At 45.3% G+C, this 18,951-nt stretch carries 17 protein-coding genes and 2 pseudogenes; 1 reads left to right on the top strand and 18 read right to left on the bottom strand.

Going from position 1 to position 18,951, the window contains the following annotated elements:
• The 5 genes and pseudogenes from scpB to OIT45_RS10320 form a co-directional block, all read right to left on the bottom strand.
• The gene (gene scpB, locus OIT45_RS10340) at nt 1–636 is read right to left on the bottom strand and encodes an SMC-Scp complex subunit ScpB (RefSeq protein WP_135519665.1); all 636 of its coding nucleotides are present in this window, start codon (nt 634–636) and stop codon (nt 1–3) included.
• On the bottom strand, nt 626–1,420 hold the full coding sequence (locus OIT45_RS10335) for a segregation and condensation protein A (protein WP_199404493.1): 795 nt from the start codon (nt 1,418–1,420) through the stop codon (nt 626–628). Before OIT45_RS10335 ends, scpB begins: the two co-directional genes overlap by 11 nt.
• Nucleotides 1,413–1,784, bottom strand: a complete 372-nt coding sequence (locus tag OIT45_RS10330) for a reductase (protein ID WP_135797982.1) — start codon at nt 1,782–1,784, stop codon at nt 1,413–1,415. The genes OIT45_RS10335 and OIT45_RS10330 overlap by 8 nt, the downstream gene beginning before the upstream one ends.
• A 19-nt stretch (nt 1,785–1,803) precedes the next feature.
• A complete protein-coding gene (xerD, locus tag OIT45_RS10325; protein WP_135797983.1) occupies nt 1,804–2,715 on the bottom strand; it encodes a site-specific tyrosine recombinase XerD in 912 nt (303 codons plus the stop codon).
• 1 nt (nt 2,716) lies between these two features.
• Nucleotides 2,717–3,591, bottom strand: a pseudogene (locus tag OIT45_RS10320) (S1 RNA-binding domain-containing protein).
• Between the two features lie 239 nt (nt 3,592–3,830).
• On the opposite strand from OIT45_RS10320, the gene OIT45_RS10315 reads away from it, so the two are divergent.
• A complete protein-coding gene (locus tag OIT45_RS10315) occupies nt 3,831–4,382 on the top strand; it encodes a hypothetical protein (RefSeq protein ID WP_056973298.1) in 552 nt (183 codons plus the stop codon).
• Between the two features lie 54 nt (nt 4,383–4,436).
• On the opposite strand, the gene OIT45_RS10310 is transcribed toward OIT45_RS10315, so the two are convergent.
• The 13 genes and pseudogenes from OIT45_RS10310 to OIT45_RS10250 all read right to left on the bottom strand — a co-directional run bounded on the left by OIT45_RS10310 (nt 4,437) and on the right by OIT45_RS10250 (nt 18,880).
• Nucleotides 4,437–4,832, bottom strand: coding sequence for a type II toxin-antitoxin system HicB family antitoxin (locus OIT45_RS10310; RefSeq protein WP_199404491.1), 396 nt, complete (start codon nt 4,830–4,832; stop codon nt 4,437–4,439).
• 298 nt (nt 4,833–5,130) lie between these two features.
• Nucleotides 5,131–6,080, bottom strand: a pseudogene (locus tag OIT45_RS10305) (cation:proton antiporter).
• 146 nt (nt 6,081–6,226) lie between these two features.
• A complete protein-coding gene (locus OIT45_RS10300; RefSeq protein WP_003607683.1) occupies nt 6,227–6,397 on the bottom strand; it encodes a type II toxin-antitoxin system RelB/DinJ family antitoxin in 171 nt (56 codons plus the stop codon).
• Nucleotides 6,398–6,543: 146 nt separating this feature from the next.
• On the bottom strand, nt 6,544–6,990 hold the full coding sequence (dtd, locus tag OIT45_RS10295) for a D-aminoacyl-tRNA deacylase (RefSeq protein ID WP_199404489.1): 447 nt from the start codon (nt 6,988–6,990) through the stop codon (nt 6,544–6,546).
• Complete coding sequence (locus OIT45_RS10290) at nt 6,990–9,224, bottom strand: RelA/SpoT family protein (RefSeq protein ID WP_199404488.1); 2,235 nt, start codon at nt 9,222–9,224, stop codon at nt 6,990–6,992. Before OIT45_RS10290 ends, dtd begins: the two co-directional genes overlap by 1 nt.
• A 228-nt stretch (nt 9,225–9,452) precedes the next feature.
• Complete coding sequence (locus OIT45_RS10285) at nt 9,453–12,830, bottom strand: DNA polymerase III subunit alpha (RefSeq protein WP_264340058.1); 3,378 nt, start codon at nt 12,828–12,830, stop codon at nt 9,453–9,455.
• Nucleotides 12,831–12,950: 120 nt separating this feature from the next.
• Nucleotides 12,951–13,151 (bottom strand): YjzD family protein, encoded by a 201-nt coding sequence (locus tag OIT45_RS10280; RefSeq protein ID WP_003607687.1) that lies wholly within the window; start codon nt 13,149–13,151, stop codon nt 12,951–12,953.
• 99 nt (nt 13,152–13,250) lie between these two features.
• On the bottom strand, nt 13,251–13,748 hold the full coding sequence (locus tag OIT45_RS10275; protein ID WP_199404486.1) for a dihydrofolate reductase: 498 nt from the start codon (nt 13,746–13,748) through the stop codon (nt 13,251–13,253).
• 6 nt (nt 13,749–13,754) lie between these two features.
• On the bottom strand, nt 13,755–15,644 hold the full coding sequence (locus OIT45_RS10270) for an ABC-F family ATP-binding cassette domain-containing protein (protein WP_264340057.1): 1,890 nt from the start codon (nt 15,642–15,644) through the stop codon (nt 13,755–13,757).
• A complete protein-coding gene (locus tag OIT45_RS10265; protein ID WP_199404484.1) occupies nt 15,644–16,864 on the bottom strand; it encodes a CCA tRNA nucleotidyltransferase in 1,221 nt (406 codons plus the stop codon). The genes OIT45_RS10270 and OIT45_RS10265 overlap by 1 nt, the downstream gene beginning before the upstream one ends.
• Before the next feature lie 107 nt (nt 16,865–16,971).
• Nucleotides 16,972–18,111: an acyltransferase gene (locus OIT45_RS10260; RefSeq protein WP_199404483.1), complete on the bottom strand. Its 1,140-nt coding sequence runs from the start codon at nt 18,109–18,111 to the stop codon at nt 16,972–16,974.
• Between the two features lie 133 nt (nt 18,112–18,244).
• Entirely contained in the window at nt 18,245–18,577 is a 333-nt protein-coding gene (locus OIT45_RS10255) for a type II toxin-antitoxin system mRNA interferase toxin, RelE/StbE family (RefSeq protein WP_199404482.1), read from the bottom strand.
• A gap of 6 nt (nt 18,578–18,583) precedes the next feature.
• On the bottom strand, nt 18,584–18,880 hold the full coding sequence (locus OIT45_RS10250; RefSeq protein WP_199404481.1) for a type II toxin-antitoxin system RelB/DinJ family antitoxin: 297 nt from the start codon (nt 18,878–18,880) through the stop codon (nt 18,584–18,586).
• Nucleotides 18,881–18,951: the final 71 nt, after the last annotated feature.

Raw genomic sequence — 18,951 nt, 5'->3', positions numbered from 1 at the left:
TTATTCTTCTCTTTCTGCTGTTTCAGCAAGCTCTGGTAGGGCCACATCAAATGCAGATCCACCTTCTTCTCCTGGCATCAAAGGCAATGCCACATCCTTTTGGGCACGCAAGGCATCCAAAGCCTCGGCTGTTACTAATGGTGGCAACTCTTGCAAATCACTCAAACCAAAGTAGTTCAAGAAGTAAGCGGTTGTCCCATATAGGATTGGGCGACCTGGTTCATTAGAACGGCCGCGTCCTTCTACCAAATTACGTAGTGCTAATTTTTGAATCGTTGCTTGTGATTGCACACCACGAATTTCGTCAATCTCAACTCGTGTGATTGGTTGCTTATATGCAATAATCGCCAACACTTCCAGTGACGCCTGTGACAAAGCTGTCGTCAGTGGCGCCGTAAAGTAACGGTGAATTGTCTCAGCAAGTTCCGACTTAGTGACCAATTGGTACTGGTCGTCAGTCTTCAAAACGTCGAGCGCACTATTCTCATCGCTCTCATATTTGGCGGCAAGATCTTCTAACAAGCCAATGACGGCAGGCTTTGCGAAACCAGTCGCATCGGCCATTTCTGCAACCGTGATGCCTTCATCCCCAGCCACAAAAAGCAAACCTTCAATTTGTTGTAAGCTAGTCTTCATCGTCAAAATCGACTCCCTCATCTGCAGTTTCATCATATGGCACATCACCTAAAGTCAGGTAAATGGCACCATATTCATCTTCTTGGGCAACACGCAAATGTTGGTGACGCACCAACTCTAGCATAGCTAGGAAGGTTGTGACCATCTTATCGCGACTATCATGTTCCCCAAAGAAGGTTTCAAATTCAATCGTTTCACCCGGTGTCATCCGTGCCACAATTGTTTTCATTTGGGCACTAATTGACCACGTTTCACCGCGCATTGTGCGTGGACGAACTTGTTTCTTCGTGCGGTTAGCGACCATTTGGTTAAAAGCCAGTTGCAAATCAAACAACCCTAAGCCTTCTGGCAATGGCGCCACGTCAATATCGTCTGGAATCGCCATCGGCGCACGTGAGAACTGCAATTGACGTCCTTCTTCACGTTCACGCAGGTCATCGGCTGCTTGTTGATAACGTTGATACTCCAATAGTTGGGCCATCAATGCCTCACGTGGATCTTCTTCATACACAAATTCGGCTAATTCTTCATCATATGTCAATTCTTCGTTTTTCGGAATTAAATATGACGCCTTGATTGACATCAAAGTAGCCGCCATTACCAAGAATTCGCCAGCGATATCCAAGTTTCGTTCTTCCGCTTGATGCAAAAACGCCAAGTACTGAGCCGTAATCTCAACAATTGGAATATCCATAATATCCATTTCATTAACTTTGATAAGGTGCAGGAGCAAGTCCAGCGGCCCTTCGAAGTCATTCAAGCGATACGTTAAATCTTCAGCCATGCAAATACTTCCGCCATTCCGTCAAGATTGGTTGCGTGCTAATCGTGCCAACAATCGTTTTATCTGGGTATCGTAGCTTCATCGCTTCATATATTTCTGAACCAACAGCGATACGTGATGTACCTGGCACTTCCGGTCCAAACACTACCAAGCGCAATACAATTGAATCAAACACTGCCTCTACACCCAATACAGCAACATAGTGTTGCGTTTCTGGTGACTGCCAAAGCAAAATTTCACGTGCATCACTGGCTTGATACCATTCGATTTCGCGTTGCACAGAAGCCACATCATGCAAACGTGGCAAATAAGACAAAAGTCCCATCGCAATTTTCGGTTGATCTTTACGAACCACAACTAACATGTACGGCCTCCTTTCTTAGTTAAGCACGCGGATGACTTTTGCCATAAACTTCAGTCAAACGCTTATTCGAAATGTGTGTGTATATCTGAGTCGTTGAAATGTCGGCATGACCGAGTAATTCTTGCACAATACGTAAATCCGCGCCATTTTCCAAAATGTGCGTCGCAAACGAATGACGCAACGTGTGTGGCGAGACATCTTTGGTAATGCCCGCTGCCTTGACCCAACCCTTTATCAACTTCCAGACACCTTGGCGTGTCAATTGATGTCCGTGATCATTTAGGAAAATCACCTGTTCATCCTGTTGTTTGCCAAGGAATGGTCGTCCATCCGTTAAATATCGTTGCAACCAGTGCGATGCAACATCCCCAATCGGAATGATGCGTTCTTTGTCACCTTTTCCAAGTGTCTGAATCAAGCCAAGCTCCAAGTGCAAATTATCCAGACGCAAATTAACCAACTCGCTCACACGCAAGCCTGTCGCATACATCACTTCGAGCATTGTGCGATTGCGCAAACCCAACGGCGTGTTGGGGTCAGGTACCGCCAACAAAGCTTCGACTTCAGTCAGCGTTAAAACAGCTGGCAGATGTTGCGCTTTTTTAGGCGGATCGACTTGTGTCATTGGATCGATAGCCACCCAGTTATTGCTGGTCGCAAATTGGAAAAACTTTCGCAACGTGGACACCATGTGAATGACCGTGTTACGTGACTTGCCGTTTTTCTCTAACTCACCGAGAAAGGCCATAATCGTGAAACGGTCGATATTCGCCAACGGCATCGACTTTTCTTTTTCAATCAAATACGTAAAGAAATGACGCAGGTCTTGCTGATAGGATGCCCGCGTATTGGCCGACAACCCCCGCTCCACCGTCAGATAGTGCAGGTAGTCAACCATATTATCTTCATATGGACCTACCTGATGTAACATCTTATTCGCCGTCGCTTTCTTCTACCAAGAACAACCCGTTCTCATTTTGCGTAATCTTACGTTGCTTGTACAAGTTTCCGACTGCACGCTTGAATTGTGACTTTGACATACCAAAGTACTTCTTAATTTGCTTTGGATCTGACTTATCAGTAAATGGCAAGCTGTGCGTTGATGAACGTTGCAACAATGCCAACAACATCGCTGCATCATCTGAAATTGCCTCGTGAGCACGTGGACGCAATGACAAGTTCAACACACCATCTTCACGGACACCGATAACACGTGCATCAACTTCTTCACCAAGACGTGGTTCGCGTTGACGCTCATCCGGGTGAATGAATCCGAAGTTGTAATCTGGTGTGATAACCAACGTTCCAACCATCTTCAAACGGTAAACTGTCGCCTTCACTTGCTTGTTCTTCATATCAGGCTTGGCTGGAATGCGCACAGCTTGTAGGATGTCAGCTGAGGCCAATTCACCCCACAAACGATCCTTCTTATCAATGCGCAACGTAATCATCAACTTGTCACCGCGTTGTGCCACAATTCCTTAATTGTTGGCAACTCATCAAGTGACACAACCACATCCTTGTTTGGCAAACCGATATTCACGAAAACACCAAGGTCACGACGAATATCCGTTACTTCACCCCATGCATAGTGGCCAAGACGAACGTCAGGAATCTTCTTCGTAATTTGCAAGTTGTGCTTTTCGTTCTCGTATGCAAATCCAGTTACAACGCCACCAATCTTCAATGGCTTTTGCAATTCACTCTTGTCGATTTCGTATGTCAAACCGTCAATTTGTGCGTAGTAATACTTGTCGTTCTCATCCGTCACCTTGGCTGAGATGATTTCTCCAATTTTGTGTGTCATATTATTTTCTCCATATATCTCTTTGCATCAGCTGCATCAACCTAAGGTAGTCCGATGCCACAGCGCTGGCAAAGCCGTTGTTCAACTGACATGCCGTCAGTAAACCCATTTTCTGTCTATTACAGTTTACCAGAAGTTAGGCGTTATATGTAAACTAATTCGAATTCATTTCTGACATTTTCCCAGAGTTTTGATAGAATAAGTAGACATCATTATTTTTTGAAAGTGAGATACATCCTATGAAGGCTGTTGGTATGGAGCCACAAGTCTTGATCGACATCTTGGTCGGATCAAAGATTGGTGTGGTTTACCCATTTGGAACTGATCACCGTGGCGACTTGGTCGTTACATCATACGCATTGAAGCAAGCTGGTTTGCCATCAAACATGGCTGGTGCTGTCGTGCAACTTGAAGACGTTGAAGAAACTGCGCCAGGTAACTTCGTTTGGAAGTTCAACCCAGACGTCAAGTTGATTCGTCCATTCCGTGTTCACGGAACGATGGAATTGTTCGACGTCGAAGATGACTTGATTCACTACGAGCCAACCAACTGGTTCAACGTTGAAAAGGAAAACGAAGGTCACGCTAAGATTGCTGACTGGATGGAAAGCTATGTTGCTGAGCACCCAGACATCGACCGTATCCCACGTGCCGACATTCCTGAAGATATTGCTGAATTGGCCATTTCTTTCGATGACTGGCGCGCAGCTTACTTCGACTTCTTGTTCAAGCCAACTAAGGCACAAAAGCAAGAATTGCGTACGAAGCGTTACGACGTTGACCCATTGTAAGATATAAACTAAACAGGACCTGATGACTCACAACGAGTTCTCAGGTCCTGTTTTTTAATTCTGTAATTTTTCTTGAATCGCTTCAGCCAGTGTTTGGGAAAAGTTAATCCCCGCCTCGCGTCCCATGCGATCAATTGCATATGGAATCGTTAGTGTCTTTTTAACGGGGCGATTATCGCTTAACGCGATGTACTCTTTGACATTCACATCTACCAACGTTACAACTTCATCTTCAGTTGCTGCCGGCAACGTATAGACAGAGTCTGGCAAATCTTGACCATCGTGAGCTAACTCAACCGCCATTTCTCCAACGTATTCTTGCGCCATCTCGATTGCATCCGCTACTGACTTTCCTTGTGTCATACCATTAACCGCTGGAATTTCTACAAAATAGTAATCATCATCGGTCTGTGTGTGCACAATAATCGGATAAACCACTGTATCCTTCATCGAAGCCACCTCCTAAATCCCATGTTTCTTGAACAAACTAATCGCTAACACATCCTTAATTTGTGGATGTCGCGGTAACCATTCTCGTACGCCGCTTGGCGAAATCCAAACATCATGGTTGGCCCCATGTCGCAATAGATGCCATCCTGCATTCAAAAAAACGTCTCTCTACTTCTCGTCGTTTCATAGAAAAAAGCTTACCTGCCTCTTCATTTTAATACGTAAAAAACACGTATGCAATACAGTGTTTTTTTACGCTTCGACAAGAAAGAGACAGATAAGCTAATTTTTTCCAATTTTATTTAACTTTTGCAATCAACGGACGCATCATCAGCGGCGCAATGATTGTTGAGGCAATGATTACGATTACCATTTCACCAAACACTTGGTTCGACAAAATGTGGCCAGTTGCACCGATTTGGGCAATAACCAACGCCATTTCACCACGTGAGACCATCCCCGCGCCAATTGCATTACTGGTGTACTTGTCCAGTCGCGCCATACGCGCACCAATCCGGCACCATAGTACTTTGTTGCCACCGCCAAGGCCGTTAGCAAAATCATAATCCACCACGTTTCAGCCAAATTATGAAAGACGACGTTCAATCCAATCGATCCAAAGAAGATTGGGAATACCGTCCATTCACCAAACAATTCCGTCGTATGCAACAACTTATCTGACTTTGGCAACTGACGGAGCAACACACCAATTGCAAACGCAATAATTGGCATAACCGTGTTTAATCCCAGTCCTGATCCACCGATAAAGTCCGCATAAGCCGTCACCAATAGCAAAGCCAAGATATCGTCTAGTACGGCTGCCCCCAGTACAACAGCTCCCATGACAGTTCCAAGCTTTCCTTGTTCACCCAAAACTGAAATGGTAATTGAAATTGACGTAGCGGCGAACACGACACCCCAGAACAACGCAATTTGCCACTCGTAACCAAACAGCAAGGCAACAACCGGGAATACCGCTAACGGCGCGACAACTCCCATCAAAGCAACCAAATTAGATGCCTTGAAATTTTGCAATAATTGACGCGCATCAGTTTCCAAACCGGCATTTACCATCAGCAACATTACCCCAAATTCTGAGACAACGTGCATCAAATGCGATGGCTCAACCAACCCAAGCAGTGCTGGTCCCACAACCACACCGGCGATTAGTTGACCCACAACTTTTGCAAATCCTAACTTGCCGGCAATCCAACCGAATCCCAGCGTCACAACAAGCAATCCCAACATCATCAAAAATTCCATCTCTACCTCCTGCAACTTACTTTATATAAGCCTAACAAAAACAAAAAAGCGCACACTTCAAATTCCCCTGGTTACCCACCCAGGAAACTTGAAGCATACGCCCAACCGAAATCTCTATTCACTTCTACAAATTATTGATTGCGTGAGAACAAGTTGCTAAATGGTGACTCACCAGTGTTCGCAACTTGCGTCAAGAAAATCTTGATGGCTGTTTGAGTTGTCAAACCTTGTGACTTGAAAATCTCATCTGCCTTGTCCTTGACATTGTCCTCGACGCGCAATTGAATCAGCTTCTCTGCCATAACGATACTTCCCTTCGCAATTGTCTTAATTTGTATATGTGTATTGTAGCACACGCGCAACAGACAATACTATCAATATCATTGCATATTACTAGGGAATTGTAGGGCGAAACTATGACTTTTGTTTGACCACGTCAAAATTCATATTATTTATTATCGGTATCAAAGATAATTGTAACTGGTCCGTCATTGACCAAGCTGACTTTCATATCAGCGCCAAACTCACCCGTGGCAACCTTCAAGCCCGTCGCTGCCAATTTTGTATTAAATTGGTCATACATCTTTTCAGCGTATGCGGGTGCACCTGCATCCGTAAAACTTGGTCGATTACCACGACGCGTATCGGCATAAAGCGTGAATTGAGAAATTGACAGAATTGATCCGCCAACATCTTGAATACCTAAGTTCATCTTACCAGCTTCATCTTCAAAGACCCTTAAACCAGTAATCTTACGAACCAAGTAATCCAACTCAGCCTCCGTATCCGTATCTTGAATGGCAACTAGCAACATGTACCCTTGCTTGATTGCACCCAGCTCTTGACCTTCGACCGTTACACTAGCTGATGATACTCGTTGTAAGACAACTCTCATTACTTAAATGCTCGCTTTACTTCGTAGACATCCTTGACATTCTTAATCGAATCCATGATGTGTTCCAATTGTTCCAAGTTACGAACGCCAACGCTCAATGAAATATTAACGTTGTTATTGTGATCAATACGACCGTTCACAAAGTTCAATGACTTCGTTGTGTTATTCACTGTACGAATAACGTCGTTCAACAACTTGTTGCGGTTAGTTGCTGCCACAGCCAAGTCAGCGTCATACTCATTCTTCGTATCACCTTCTGGCTTTTCCCAGGCAACATCAACCAAACGTTGACCTTCCGTTTCAGCCGCACGCAAGTTCGGGCATCCCAAACGGTGCACTGATACACCACGACCCTTGGTTACATACCCGATAACTTCATCACCGGGTACCGGTGTACAACAACGGCCCAAGCGAACCAACAAGTTGTCGACACCTTGAATTACAATACGATCTTCACCGTGTTGTGGCTTCTCCTTCGACTTCTTGCTTTCGTTTTCAATCGTTTGGTGTTCTTCCAAAATGGCCTTTTGCTCGGCTGCTTGACGGGCTTCTTCAAGCTCGGCACGCTTTTCTTCTGTGAACTTGTTTGCCACACCTTGCGGCTTCAAATCACCAAATCCGAGCGATGCATACATGTCATCAACACTTAGGAAGTGCAACTTTTCAGCTGCCTTTGCCTCGTTGTCAGCTTGCATCAACTCTTCAACATCAAAGCCTTCCTCAGCTAGCCAATCGGCAACCATCTTCTTGCCCGCTTCGATGTTTTCGTCCTTATCCAGCTTGCGGAAATATTGCTTAATCTTGTTACGAGCACGACGCGTTGACACCAAATTCATCCAATCACGATTTGGCTTGGCGTTTTGTGACGTCACAATTTCAACAATATCCCCCGTCTTAATTGGGTAGTCCAACGGTACCATACGGTCATTAACCTTAGCCCCCGTTGTGTGATTACCAACGTTGGTGTGAATGCTGTACGCCATATCCAATGGACCAGCACCCTTTGCCAATTCAATCACATCTCCCTTTGGTGTGAAGGCAAACACGCGGTCCGTGAACAAGTCACCCTTAACCGATTCCATAAAGTCATCAGCATCACGCGCATCTTCTTGTAATTCCAAGATTCCTTGGATCACGTTCAACTTCTGCTGGTCCGCATTCTGTACATCAGCCCCAGCGAAGTTACCTTCCTTGTAAGCCCAGTGTGCAGCCACACCAAATTCGGCGACCTCGTGCATTTGGTACGTACGAATTTGTACTTCAAGTGGACGACCACCTGGTCCAATGACCGACGTGTGCAATGATTGGTAACCATTTGCCTTTGGTAGCGCAATATAATCCTTGAAACGACCTGGCATCGGTGTCCAACGGGCGTGGATCGCACCCAATACGGCGTAAGTTTCAGGAATTGTATCTACCAAGACACGAATAGCCAACAAGTCATAGATTTCGTCGAACTTCTTCTTCTTGTCCACCATCTTGCGGTAGATTGAATAGATGTGCTTTGGACGACCATATACTTCGGCGTGTTGCAAATGCAATTCCGTAATCGCTTGCTCAATATCGCTAACTGCTTGGTCAACGATTTCCAAACGTTCTTGGCGACGCAATTGCATTGACTTAGCGATGTCGTGGTATGCCTCTGGCTCAAGATAGCGCAAAGACATATCTTCTAGTTCCCACTTAATCGTCATAATTCCCAGACGATCAGCCAATGGTGCGTAGATTTCCAACGTTTCTGACGCAATGCGCTTTTGCTTTTCTTCACGCAATGCGCTCAACGTACGCATGTTGTGCAAACGGTCAGCCAGCTTAACGATGATGACACGAATATCGTGTGACATCGCTAACAACAACTTACGGTGATTTTCTGCCAGTTGCTCACGTGACGACTTGTATTCAATCTTTGACAACTTTGAAACGCCGTCAACGATTACCGCCACGTCATGACCAAATTCACGTTCAACATCTTCTAACGTTGCTTCAGTATCCTCGACGACATCATGCAGATAACCTGCCACGACTGTATCTGGATCCATATGTAAGTCAGCCAAGATGCCAGCGACTTGAATCGGGTGAATAATGTAAGGTTCACCTGACTTACGCTTTTGTTCCTTGTGCAAGTTGTAAGCAAAGTCGTATGCTTTATCAACTTTTTTAACATGATCCTCGTTCATGTACCCAGCAACGAGGTCATGCACTTCTTGTGCGGTCAACACTTTTGCTTCTGCCATAAATTTATCCTCTGTTTCCAAACAACCGCCGATGGGGATTCGAACCCGCAGCGTGTCATTCGTGATATATCCATCCGGATAGTTATTGTTTATTGTAACGCATTCACACCCATTTTTAATAGTTATTCGTATTACAAGCATAAGTCATTTATTCTTCTTGCAGTGTATCTGAGAAAAACAAAAAGCGAGTTCTCATAATTCAGAACTCGCTTCATTAAAAACATTCATTTAGTCTGCTTGGAATACAACATTATTTGCACCCAAAACTTCTTGTAGCGCCTTCATCGTGGCATCCCCAGCCGATAACCAATTACGTTGACCCAACGCCAACTTCTTACCATCAGCTTCGTATACCGCCAATACTGGATTATTACCGTGGTGGGACATCACAACGGCATTCAGTGCATCAAGCGCACCGGCCGCTTGGGCAGCTGCTGTGATACGCAAATACCAACGTCCAGTACCTGGTTCAGTTGCCGTCACTTGCTCGGTTTGATTCTCAAAACGCTTGATAAACTGACTAGCTTCAACAATCGTATTTGCGACAATCTGAATATCATCACGACCACGTTGTTGCTCAACCTTACCTGTAACTACTAGTACCTTTTCCGGCACTAGCAATGGCGCAACGCGTTGGAAGAGTTGTGGGAATAACGTAATTGAAATCGAACCCGACAAGTCCATACCATCAACAAACGCCATTTGATCGCCCTTCTTGGTGCGAATCTTTTTAACGTTCTCAACATAAATCACCACCGTTGCCTGATTCATCACAACTGCCAGTGACGAAATATCGGTATGGCTGTTGTCCGGAATCGCCGCTAAGTATGGCTCGATCGGGTGTCCACTGAGGTAAACGCCCAAGTAGTCACGCTCATACCCTAGCTTCTCAGCCGGTGTAAAGTCTTCAATTTCACGAACCTTTGGCGTCAATGAAGCAAACAATGACATTGACTCACCCGCCAATCCAATCGCATCAATGAAACCTTGTAACGACGCTAGGATTGACTTGCGATTAAAACCAAATTCATCAAGTGCGCCAGCATAAACGAGTGGCTCAAGTTGTTCAACCTTGCGATACTTACTCTCTAGTCGCCCAATCAGGTTACCCAAATCCTTGTAAGCCCCGTTTTCTTGGCGCTCCTTCAGGATTGATTCACGGAAATCACGACGCATCCCGGCAATCGAGGCCAATCCCATCTGGAGTTCGCCCTGTTTATTCATTGAGTAACCTTGCCATGAGTGATTGATACTTGGTCCCAGCAACTTAACGCCGGATGCCTTGGCTTCAGCAATATACGCGCCAACCTTTTTCTTGTCGGCGATAGCATCATTCAAAACAGCCTTATAAAATGCCGCTGGGTAATGCGCCTTGATGTAAGCTAATTGGAAGGCCAGCTTTGAATAGGCCACTGCGTGCGAACGGTTAAACCCGTACTGGGCAAACGTTTCAATGTAACCAAATACTTGTTCGGCGACCTTTTCGTCATGACCGTTCGCTACCGCCCCAGCAATAAAGTCCGTCTTCATCGCGGCAATCTTAGCACCGTCCTTTTTCGACATCGCACGACGTAGCAAATCGGCACCACCTAGTGAGAAGCCAGCGAATTGTTGCGCGACACGCATAACCTGCTCTTGATAGACGATAACGCCATAGGTTGGCGCTAGGATATCCGCCATACTTTGATCTGGTACATCTTGTTTCTCTTGCCCATGCTTGCGAGCCACAAAATGCGGAATGTTTTGCATTGGACCTGGACGGAACAGTGCATTGGCTGCCACGATATCTTCAAAGCTATCTGGTTGCAACTGGCGCAAAATGTTCTTCATACCCGCTGATTCAAATTGGAACACACCATTCGTCATGCCGTGGCGGAACAATCGCAGTGTCGCGTCATCATTTAGGTTAATGTTGGCAATGTTAAAGTTCGCACCATCTTCTGTTTTCTGAATTTCACGCAACGCGATATCCAAAATGTTCAAATTGGAAAGCGCCAAGAAATCCATCTTCAACAACCCAAGCGCTTCAACGGGTCCCTTTGGTAATTGCGTTACCAAACGACCATCTTCTCCCAATTGAACCGGCATTGTTTGCACTAGTGGATCGGCTGAAAGGACGACACCAGCCGCGTGCAATGATGAATTACGAGGTAGCCCTTCTAGCTTACGGGCTGTTTGATACAACAATTCGCCATCAACTGGCAAATCAATCAGTGCATTGCGGAAAGGCTGTGATGATTCGTACGCCGCCTCAAGATTGGCAGCATCACGTGGCATCGACTTAGATAGCGCATCAATTTGCGTTGGATTCAAACCAAACACACGCGCCACGTCACGAATAACCGCACGTTGCGCCATCGTTGAAAACGTAATAATTTGGGCCACCCGTTCATGACCGTACTTCTCGTGCAAATATGACAGCACTTCTTCACGACGATTGTCAGGAATATCAATATCAATATCAGGCATTTGCGCACGTTCTGGATTCAAGAAACGCTCAAACAGCAAATCGTACGCAATTGGATCAACATCTGTAATCCACAACGTATACGCAACTAGCGAACCTGCGGCTGACCCACGTCCCGGACCAGTTCGGATCGCGCTTTTATGTGCAAAATTAAGCACGTCCCAGACAATCAGGAAGTAATCCGCAAATCCTAATTCAACAATGACATCCAATTCGTGCGCTAAACGTTCTTGATAGACCGTTTCATCAACTGACAAACCATGCAAACAATTCTTTAACCCGGTTGTCGCCAATTCCCGTAAGTAGTCGGCTGACGTTTGCCCATTCGGCGTTTCAAACGGTGGCAACGTTACCTTTGACTTCACCAATTCAAATTCACTGTGCTCAGCAATCCAATCGGTATTCGCGACTGCATCCCCCAAACCACGTGCCATGAATTCAGCCGTCCAATCATCCGCAGATTCTAAATAAGCCGTAGCGGGTTCGCGTTGGGCCTGTGCGACATTCGCAATGACTTCACCTTGGCCAATCTTACGAATCACTTGCGCCGCAAATTGATCCTGTGGGTCAGCATAGTCAACTTCCGTCAACGCTAGCAAACGGGCACCAGTGTTCTCTGACAATTGGCGTAATTGTGCGATCAATTCGTCACGCATCCCCGTTGATACACCCAAAAAGACATGGTTCGCATCGCTTACCGCACTGATACTTTGCACCATATCCATTGCACGGTCTGGTTCGGCGCCCAAAATAACAGGCAACTCGCCAACGCTCGGTAACACAATATATAATCCAGCCAAATAAATCGTCAACATATCGAACGTCACAACATCCGACGTCGTCTTCAACAAGCTACTGATAGCCAGCAGGTTGTGATAACCGGTTTGATTCTCAACCAGCAACACAATCGGATAATGTTGTGAAGTCGCCAATCCTTGAATCGTAATTGTTAATCCTAAAATCGGCTTGATATCAGCTGACTTGGCAGCACGGTAAAAATTGTCCATGCCATACAAGACGTCATTGTCCGTCATTGCAACAGCCGTGTATCCCTTGGCTTTCGCAGAAGCTACAAGCTGACTTGGCATCATGGGACTTTGCAACAAACTGAATGCTGTTTTTGTTTGTAGTGGTACCATATCTGCCCCTTCCTGAACGTCATCGTTCAAATTCGTTTTAACTTAATTTCATTATAGCGATAACCTTAAAAAAAGACCACCCGCAGAACGGATGGTCTTTTAGAGTCGTGTGTGCAACTATTAATCTTCCGCCTTGGCCGCATCCTTAGGAGCAGCAGACTTTGAGATAGCTGAAAATGCAACCGTACCGATTACACCAATCACCATCGCAAACAATGACGTAGTAGTTGCGTTGTATGAAGTTCCTTCAAGGGCACTACCGATGTAACCGATAATCTCACCCAAGATGAACGTCCAGAAGAAAGTTACGACGTACTTCATTTTTCTACCTCTTAGCCTCTTTCGGCCAAAATGATTTTACCTGAACAGTTTACGCCTATTTTTTAAAAAAGTCACATGTTAATTGCTACTGCGACAAAATTAGCGACGTGTGTACTTCACAATACGCCAATCGTATTGATTGTCGTCATTAGCTGGACCAGAAGCAATTTCCTCACCAAGCCAAATCGTCTTATCAACCGGTGCCATCAAAACGTCACCCATAAAATCAGTATCCAAATAAGTAACGTACAAAATGTCGGCTACTGGCAAGTAACTGTCATAAATCGCCTTACCGCCGATAACCGCAAGCTTCATGTCGTTTTCATCAGCAATGCGCTCTGCTTCATCCATGCTGTAGACTTTGTCAAAACCAGCTGGCACTGACAAAGTCTCGTCATGCGTCAACACCATATTAATGCGCTCTGGCAACGCGCGTCCACCGAAACTTAGCATGGTGTTACGTCCCATCAACGCCACTTGGTGAATCGTTTGTTCCTTAAAGAACTTCATGTCGGCCTTTTGACGCCATGGAATCGACCCATTCAACGCAATTGTCCCATTGTTAGTTTGTGCCCAGATCAAAATCTTTTCAGCCATTATCGCTTACCCCTCTACGCGTTCTGATAGCTCTTCCCAGCGCATCATCTTATCTTCGAGCGCTTGGTTTGTTTCATCTAATTCTGCTTGCAACTCGCTTAACTTACCAAAATCAGCGCCATTTTCGACCATGTCGGCCTCGATTTGGCTAATCTTCCCCTCAAGTTCAGCAATGTCGTCTTCAATTGTGTCCCATTCTTTTTGTTCGGCCCATGTCAACTTCTTTTTCTTTGGCGTCTCAGCAACCGGCTTCTTTTCAGCAGCTGGCTTGGCAGGCTTTGGCGCATCCGTCGTTGGTGCCCCAAATTCCGCCAAGTAATCACTGAACATCCCACGGTAACGAGTAATTTGCCCAGCACCACGGAAGATGATCAGTTGATCAGCAACCTTATCCAAGAAGTAACGATCGTGGGAAACGGTAATAACCGTACCAGCGAATGAACGCAAGTAATCTTCCAAAACCGTCAACGTACCAATATCCAAATCATTGGTTGGCTCATCCAAAAGCAACACGTTTGGTTGTTGAATCAACAACTTCAACAAGTACAAACGACGCTTCTCACCACCTGAAAGTTGGCGAATCAACGTTCCGTGCATGAAGCTTGGGAACAAGAATTGCTCCAAAAGTTCAGCAGCAGAGACAACGTTACCATCACGGTCAGTCACTTCTTCAGCAACTTCAGACAGGTACGCCAACATACGCTTGTCCTTGGGGATTGGTTCTGTGACTTGCGTGTAGTAAGCCATCTTAACCGTCTCACCGATTTCAATCACACCAGAATCGAGTTGTTGTACCCCCGCAATCGCGTTCAACAACGTTGACTTTCCAGTTCCGTTTGGACCAGTAATACCAATGCGTTGGTTGGCTTGAATCAATTCATTGAAGTCATCCAAAATCACACGGCCATCAAAGGCCAAGCTAGCATGTTCAATGTTGATAACTTTCTTACCCAAGCGTTGTTGACCCATGTTAACTTCAACATCACCTTCAACTTGACGGGTACCTTGTTGCGCTGCCAAGTCAGCAAAGGCATTTTCACGGGCCTTTTGCTTTGTAGAACGGGCCTTCGCACCCGTACGCATCCAAGCCAATTCCTTCTTGTAGAGTTGGGCAGACTTGTGTTCAGCAACTGCTTCAGCCTCAACACGTTCGGCCTTTGACGTCACATACTTCTCGTAGTTACCGATGTATTCGTACAACTTACCAAATGACATTTCAAAAATGCGGTTCGTGACGATATCCAAGAAGTAACGATCGTGGGTTACCGTCATCACAGCACCCTTGTAATCAGACAAGTACTTTTCCAACCACTCAATTAAATCAAAGTCCAAGTGGTTGGTTGGCTCGTCCAAAAGCAACAAATCAGGCGCTTGAATCAACACTTGAGCCAGTCCAACACGCTTGCGTTGACCACCAGACAAAGCTGACACAGGCAAATCCAAGTTAGGCAAGTGCAATTGGGTCAAAATCGTCTTCACTTCAGACTCAGCGACCCAAGCATCTTCTTGCGTCATTTGTTGCTCCAACTTCGTGTAGCGGTTCAACAATTTCTCGTCAGTTGGGTTAGCTGAATAAGCTTCCAAAGCTGCCTCGTAATCACGAATCAATTGGAACACTGGTTGGGCACCAGCGAAGATGGCTTCCATCACCTTCTTATCGCCATCTAGTGGTGGCTCTTGTTGCAAATAACCAATCGTGTAGTCGTTTGGTGTGTCGATTGACCCACTATCAGCGGGGTTCAAACCAGAAATGGCATTCAACAAAGTCGTCTTACCAGTTCCATTCACACCAACAATCCCGACACGGTCGCCCGTTTCAATCAGGAAAGATACTTGGTCAAGTAGTGTTTTTTCACCATAAACACTCTTCAAATCAGTCGCGCGTAGTTGCTTCATTACTTATTCGTCTCTTTCTCTACCATCTTTTGTGCTTCAGCTTGCAACACAGCGTGGTTGTTCGCCAAATCACCTGCAACAACCTTACGTTCAAGGGTTGCCAAAATCTTACCAAACAATGGTCCTGGCTTAAGGCCCATGCCTTTAGTCAAATCACCACCGTTAAAGGCCAATTCGTTCTTTGTCTTAATCTTCAAGTCAGCATAGCGACTTTCAAGCTTTGGCACATCAACCACTAGCTCACTCAAGGTTGCAACACGCAGCGCGTTGTCTATTGCTGCCCAGGTCTCGTACAAGTCCCAAGCTTCAACGTCGCCCAAGCGCAACTTGTTCAACAACTTGATAGATGCCTTGATGGTCTTCACCATATCGTTTGAGTGCTTCCACTTCTTCAAGAACAAACCTGCATCTTCAGGCGTCAAACCAAGTTCAAAGGCCAACAATGTCCAAGCTTCTTCATCGTTTGCTGGTTGTTGATCAGCCAACAAGTCTGCGTAGCCAATCAAATCAATGTCGACCGTTTCAAGACCTGGCATGTACTTGTTCAATGTCGTGGCAATCATTTCTAGCAAACCATAACGGGCTGCCTTACCTTGAAGTAATTTCGTAAATTCAACATTCGTACGCTCGATGGCAATGTTAGCCAACAAGTGGGCGTTATCCTTAACAGCTTGTAGCGTCTTCTCTTCAATCTTGAAGTCCAATTGCGCTGCAAAGCGAACTGCACGCATCATGCGCAACGCATCTTCGTGGAAACGTTCTTCTGCTTCGCCAACCGCACGTAAGATGTGATTGTCCATGTCTGACAAGCCGTCAAACATATCGATAATTTCGCCATCCTTCGTCAACGCAAAGGCATTCACCGTGAAATCACGACGCTTCAAGTCTTCTTCTAGCGAACGGACGAAGGTTACTTCGTCAGGACGACGGAAATCCGTGTACGTTGATTCCGTTCGGAACGTCGTCGTCTCATAGCCTTGGCCGTGATCCAAAATCATCACCGTGCCATGTTCAATGCCAGTATCAACTGTGCGATCAAACAAAGCCTTTACTTCTTCGGGATATGCTGAAGTCGCAATATCAACATCGTGGATTGGCTTGCCCAACAACGTGTCGCGCACTGATCCACCGACGAAGTACGCTTCATAACCGGCTGCTTCGATTGTTTCAAGAATTGGTAGCGCCGCCACGAATTCAGCGGGCATGTTTTCTAACTTCATTTCAAACGTCCTCCTTGGACTTACTCGTCCCTTAAGTATACCAGGAAATGGCCGTTCGTACGGCATTAAATCAAAGCAACCCGCTTTTTAAAAGAATGAACATTCATTTATGAACGCCATGGCGACTTACCTGCTAAAACGCCAAGCTTCGGCGTGCGATACAGCACACCAGATAGCAAGTATGTGAGCCCGAAGACAACTAACAAACTCACCGGTACTGTTGCTAGAAGCATCCATGAATCCACCGACAGACGTGAGAGTAACGCACTTAGAATAGTCAAAATGACAGTTTGACTCAGATACATGCCAAACGAAATTTTTGAACCGAATGACACAGCGTTTACCATCCATTTCGGCAAGCGATTGCTTTCACGCGCTTGCGCATAGCTCATACCGATTGTCATCGCCCAAGCAATAACGACCACGGCGTAGAATAACACAAATGGTTGATGTACGTTTTGTGCTTGATCAATCGTGCGGTCAAGTACGCTGCGGTTAATACCAAACACAGCAATCGTCGTGGCTCCTAATACCCCAACAGCCACTGTTAATTGACGGCGGTACATCATTAGCTTTGACATCACTTGCTGATAGTGCACAGCTACGTAGCCACCCAACACAAAATAGAATTGGTACGTGAAGAAATTGTAACCGTACTCCCTAAACCACCATAGCCAGTGTGACGTATCTACGTTTGGAATAACGTATTTGATAAGCGTCAACGTAATCAGTTGCAAAATCAGGGAAACTGCAAGTAATCGCTCATGATTAAATTGCTTAAACAACCATCGCAAAGCAGGAAAAACTAGATAGAATTGTAACGTCACAATGACGTAGTACATGTAGAAGTCATCCCCATACAACCAGTTCTTCGTTAAGGTTTGCCAGAATTCGTTAGCCGTCGCATTTTGAACAGCAGCTTGAATACTCGTATAAATCAGAATCCAAAGTAAATACGCCCAGATAATCCCGAAGAATCGTTTCCGCCAGAAACGCCAAATATCCAATTTCTTAGCGTAATAGTTCAAAAAGATGACCAGTCCAGAAACAAACATAAAGCCCAATCGGCTAAAGTGTAGCGTCATGTGCGTTGCAAATAAATACTGCGAAGCAAACGTATCATTCGGGATTGCTTCATTAATTTTTGTCGTCACGTGCGTTGCAATCACGCTGAAAATAAACAACACGCGCAACAAATCAACCTCATAGAGATATTTTCTTGGTTTCTCTGCATTCTCACTTGGCATAAAGGCCTCCTCAATATCACTTTGCCTGCTATGTTAGTGAACGCGACTTAAACCAGACTTGAGCATACAAAAAAAGCTGGAAAAATTCTTTCCCAGCTCTATGATTATTCAGTTTATACAAAATAATTTACGATTACATATCGGTGCAATCTAATACCGACAACCCCGCTGCTAGCGTTTCGTGTGTTCGAATGCCAATCATCCGAATCGAACGATGTGAATCAACACGAACATACAAAATTAAAACATCGTTAAACACATGGTATTCATTAATACCGCTCCATGGTCGTCGTTCGAGAGTATGATCATTGTACTCCTCTGGCAGAACCCCCTCATTGATTAACAAATCAATCGTCTCTTTGATTTCTTGCTTGACCTCTCGCAGCACAAGTCCTTTTCCCTTAATTAAGCAAGGAAGCTTCTTCATGTCGCGCTTGAACTCATCCGTCAGCCGTACTCGATACATATTCAATTATCCCCAGTACTTGTTTAAATCTTCCCCGCTCGTGATTTCTTCACTGTCATCTGGTATCAGTCCGAATTCCTGTGCTTCAGCCTTGATAATTCGGCGTCGAATTTCGTCATCAACCTTCTCAGATAGCTTTACAGAGAAAGGCAAACCTCCCTGCAAAATGATTTGATGATAAAACATGTTAATTGCAGTGGAAGCATCCAGCCCCAAATCCTGCAGGATCCGATTTCCTTGCTCTTTAACGTCTTTTTCTAATCGTGCTTGTACAACTTCACTTTTCGGTGCATTTGCTGCCATAACAATCACCTCCTTTACAATATGGTACTACAAAAGCCAGATGAACGCATGCTTTTGTATACTACGGGATT

Origin of the sequence: Weissella sp. LMG 11983 (assembly GCF_025908495.1) — a bacterium.
Taxonomy (GTDB): domain Bacteria; phylum Bacillota; class Bacilli; order Lactobacillales; family Lactobacillaceae; genus Weissella; species Weissella fermenti.
The sequence above is the reverse complement of the archived record's forward strand: the minus strand, read 5'-3'. Positions and strand labels throughout refer to the sequence as shown.

What these genes read in the sequence shown, in the direction of transcription:
- OIT45_RS10260 (WP_199404483.1), bottom strand. Translation starts at nt 18,111, where the DNA reads ATGCCAAGTGAGAATGCAGAGAAACCAAGAAAATATCTCTATGAGGTT.
- OIT45_RS10315 (WP_056973298.1), top strand. Translation starts at nt 3,831, where the DNA reads ATGAAGGCTGTTGGTATGGAGCCACAAGTCTTGATCGACATCTTGGTC.
- OIT45_RS10275 (WP_199404486.1), bottom strand. Translation starts at nt 13,748, where the DNA reads ATGGCTGAAAAGATTTTGATCTGGGCACAAACTAACAATGGGACAATT.
- OIT45_RS10265 (WP_199404484.1), bottom strand. Translation starts at nt 16,864, where the DNA reads ATGAAGTTAGAAAACATGCCCGCTGAATTCGTGGCGGCGCTACCAATT.
- OIT45_RS10270 (WP_264340057.1), bottom strand. Translation starts at nt 15,644, where the DNA reads ATGAAGCAACTACGCGCGACTGATTTGAAGAGTGTTTATGGTGAAAAA.
- OIT45_RS10255 (WP_199404482.1), bottom strand. Translation starts at nt 18,577, where the DNA reads ATGTATCGAGTACGGCTGACGGATGAGTTCAAGCGCGACATGAAGAAG.
- OIT45_RS10250 (WP_199404481.1), bottom strand. Translation starts at nt 18,880, where the DNA reads ATGGCAGCAAATGCACCGAAAAGTGAAGTTGTACAAGCACGATTAGAA.
- OIT45_RS10310 (WP_199404491.1), bottom strand. Translation starts at nt 4,832, where the DNA reads ATGAAGGATACAGTGGTTTATCCGATTATTGTGCACACACAGACCGAT.
- OIT45_RS10330 (WP_135797982.1), bottom strand. Translation starts at nt 1,784, where the DNA reads ATGTTAGTTGTGGTTCGTAAAGATCAACCGAAAATTGCGATGGGACTT.
- xerD (WP_135797983.1), bottom strand. Translation starts at nt 2,715, where the DNA reads ATGTTACATCAGGTAGGTCCATATGAAGATAATATGGTTGACTACCTG.
- scpB (WP_135519665.1), bottom strand. Translation starts at nt 636, where the DNA reads ATGAAGACTAGCTTACAACAAATTGAAGGTTTGCTTTTTGTGGCTGGG.
- OIT45_RS10290 (WP_199404488.1), bottom strand. Translation starts at nt 9,224, where the DNA reads ATGGCAGAAGCAAAAGTGTTGACCGCACAAGAAGTGCATGACCTCGTT.
- OIT45_RS10300 (WP_003607683.1), bottom strand. Translation starts at nt 6,397, where the DNA reads ATGGCAGAGAAGCTGATTCAATTGCGCGTCGAGGACAATGTCAAGGAC.
- dtd (WP_199404489.1), bottom strand. Translation starts at nt 6,990, where the DNA reads ATGAGAGTTGTCTTACAACGAGTATCATCAGCTAGTGTAACGGTCGAA.
- OIT45_RS10285 (WP_264340058.1), bottom strand. Translation starts at nt 12,830, where the DNA reads ATGGTACCACTACAAACAAAAACAGCATTCAGTTTGTTGCAAAGTCCC.
- OIT45_RS10335 (WP_199404493.1), bottom strand. Translation starts at nt 1,420, where the DNA reads ATGGCTGAAGATTTAACGTATCGCTTGAATGACTTCGAAGGGCCGCTG.
- OIT45_RS10280 (WP_003607687.1), bottom strand. Translation starts at nt 13,151, where the DNA reads ATGAAGTACGTCGTAACTTTCTTCTGGACGTTCATCTTGGGTGAGATT.